Source organism: Streptomyces sp. NPDC060232 (assembly GCF_042726555.1).
Classification (GTDB): Bacteria; Actinomycetota; Actinomycetes; order Streptomycetales; family Streptomycetaceae; genus Streptomyces.
Map to the genome: position 1 here is coordinate 1 of NZ_JBHXAG010000009.1, position 2835 is coordinate 2835.

Below are 2835 nucleotides of genomic sequence, written 5' to 3' on the forward strand. Positions count from 1 at the left end.
GGACGCTTCCTTCGTACTCACCCTCTCGGGCTTTCCTCCGGGCTTTCGTTCTGCTGTCTTGCGTTTCCGACTCTATCAGACTCTTTCGGGCCCGATTCCCTCGGCCGCTTTCCAGGTTCTCGCTTTCGCGATTGCCTTTCCGGCGGGTCCCGACTCTAGCAGCGGATTTCCTTCTCCCTGCCCACCCGCCACATTCCCGGATGGGCATGCGAATGAGGGGTAGAGATCGATATCGAAGCTGAAGAGGAGGATGCCCGTCCATCTGCCCGTTCGCGAGATGTTCACGCGGGGCGTCCTGGCGGGAGTCACGACAGTACAGGCCGGGGGGTGCCCAAGCAAATCGATTCAGGCGTATGGTCTAGTCCACCGGTCTAGTCCACTAGTCTCCGTGCCGAAGGAGTCCAGTCCGGATCGAGATCTACATCGGACGAACCGGTACATCTAGTGACATATCCTTCTGAAAAGTACGCCGTTCGCAACAGGCTGTGACGGCGACACAAGAGCCCCACCCCTGGGAGGCCCCTCATGACCAGCGTGACGTCCCCACTTGCCGGGCGCGCCATCGGACTCGCGGCAGTGCCGGACCCGGTGTTCTCCGGCGCGATGGTGGGACCCGGCACTGCCATCGATCCCGTGCGCGAGCCCTCGGAGGCGGTGTCCCCCGTCGACGGTGTGGTCGTCTCCCTGCATCCGCACGCGTACGTCGTCGTCGACGACGAGGGGCACGGTGTACTCACGCACCTGGGCATCGACACGGTGCAGCTCAACGGCGAGGGCTTCGAGCTGCTGGTGAACAAGGGCGACGCCGTGACCCGCGGCCAGGCGGTCGTCCGTTGGAACCCCGCTGCCGTCGAGGCCCTCGGCAAGTCCCCGATCTGCCCCGTCGTGGCGCTCGAGGCGACGGCCGAGTCCCTGTCCGATGTCGTCGAGTCCGGCGACGTGAAGGCTGACGAGGTTCTCTTCAGCTGGCAGTGAGCCTTCCGCCCCGCACGGGCATGACGGACATCCATCGCGGCGGCCAAGCCCGCCGCTCAATCGGAGACGGGTGAAATGGAGACAACGCTGCGAGGCGTCGGCGTGAGCCACGGGGTGGCGATCGGCGAGGTGCGGCACATGGGTACGGCGGTCCTCGAACCGCCGGCCAGGCAGATCACCGCCGATGAGGCAGCGCGCGAACAGGGGCGCGCCCGCCAGGCCGTGAGCGCGGTGGCGGCCGACCTGATCGCGCGTGGCCAGTTGGCCGGTGGCGAGGCCCAGCACGTGCTTGAGGCCCAGGCGATGATCGCCGAGGACCCCGAGCTGATGGCGGACGTGGACCGGCGGATCGCCGTCGGCAGCACCGCTGAGCGCGGTGTGTACGACGCCTTCGCCGCCTACCGCGATCTGCTCGCGGGAGCCGGCGAGTACATGGCCGGCCGGGTGGCCGACCTGGACGACGTACGCAACCGGATCGTGGCGCGGCTGCTCGGTGTGCCGATGCCGGGCGTGCCCGACAGCGACGAGCCGTACGTGCTGATCGCGCGGGACCTGGCCCCCGCCGACACGGCCCTGCTCGACCCGGCCCTCGTCCTCGGCTTCGTGACCGAGGAGGGCGGGCCGACGAGCCACAGCGCGATCCTCGCCCGGGCGCTGGGCGTGCCGGCGATCGTGGCTCTGCCGGGTGCCGGCGAGATCGCCGAGGGGACCATGATCGCGGTGGACGGCAGCACGGGCGATCTGTTCGTCGACCCGTCCGCGGAGAAGCGGGCCGAGCTGGAGGCCGCGGCCGCCGAACGCAAGGCGGCGCTGGCCGCCTCGTCGGGTCCCGGTGCGACGTCCGACGGACACAAGGTACCGCTGCTGGCCAACGTCGGCGGTCCCGCGGACGTGCCGGCGGCGGTCGAGGCCGGGGCCGAGGGTGTGGGCCTGTTCCGCACGGAGTTCCTGTTCCTGGACGACAGCAAGAAGGCGCCGTCCGAGGAGAAGCAGATCGAGTCCTACCGCAAGGTGCTCGAAGCCTTCCCCGAGGGGCGTGTCGTCGTACGGGTGCTCGACGCGGGCGCCGACAAGCCGCTGGACTTCCTGACTCCGGCGGACGAGCCGAACCCGGCGCTGGGCGTTCGGGGGCTGCGTTCGCTCCTGGACCACCCGGAGGTGCTGCGTACGCAGCTCACCGCGCTGGCGAAGGCTGCCGAGGGCCTGCCGGTCCACCTTGAGGTCATGGCCCCGATGGTCGCCGACCGCGCCGACGCCAAGGCCTTCGCCGACGCCTGCCGCGAGGCGGGTCTCCAGGCGAAGTTCGGCGCGATGGTGGAGATCCCCTCCGCCGCGCTCCGTGCGCGCTCGATCCTCCGGGAGGTCGAGTTCCTCTCGCTGGGCACCAACGACCTCGCGCAGTACGCCTTCGCAGCCGATCGTCAGGTCGGCGCGGTCTCCCGGCTGCAGGATCCGTGGCAGCCCGCGCTGCTCGACCTGATCGCCATGGCGGCCGGGGCGGCGAAGGCCGAGGGCAAGAGCTGCGGTGTGTGTGGCGAGGCCGCCTCCGACCCGCTGCTGGCCTGTGTGCTGACCGGCCTGGGTGTCACCTCCCTGTCGATGGGTGCCGCGTCGATCCCCTATGTCCGGTCGACGCTCGCCAAGCACACGCTGGCGCAGTGCGAGCGTGCCGCAGCGGCGGCCCGTGCGGCGGACAGCGCCGAAGAGGCCCGCGTGGCCGCCCAGGCGGTGCTCTCCGGCGAGTAGCCGGACGGTGTGCCGTATGGATCGTGGGGCCCCCCCCGGGGGGGGGGGCCGGGCGGGCCCCGCCACCCCGCACAGCTCGCAGGTCTCGGGCCGGGGCGGGCGCGGGCCGGCGAA

2 protein-coding genes are annotated in these 2835 nt (G+C 70.6%); both read left to right on the top strand.

The features are described 5' to 3' along the window. The first annotated feature begins 525 nt into the window (after nucleotides 1-525). A complete protein-coding gene (locus ACFWFZ_RS14995; protein WP_387122029.1) occupies nucleotides 526-975 on the top strand; it encodes a PTS glucose transporter subunit IIA in 450 nt (149 codons plus the stop codon). Nucleotides 976-1050: 75 nt separating this feature from the next. After that, entirely contained in the window at nucleotides 1051-2721 is a 1671-nt protein-coding gene (ptsP, locus tag ACFWFZ_RS15000) for a phosphoenolpyruvate--protein phosphotransferase (RefSeq protein ID WP_387122032.1), read from the top strand. The last annotated feature ends 114 nt before the right edge of the window (nucleotides 2722-2835 follow it).

Coding starts and splice junctions, on each gene's coding strand:
- ACFWFZ_RS14995 (WP_387122029.1), top strand. CDS start 526: ATGACCAGCGTGACGTCCCCACTTGCCGGGCGCGCCATCGGACTCGCG.
- ptsP (WP_387122032.1), top strand. CDS start 1,051: ATGGAGACAACGCTGCGAGGCGTCGGCGTGAGCCACGGGGTGGCGATC.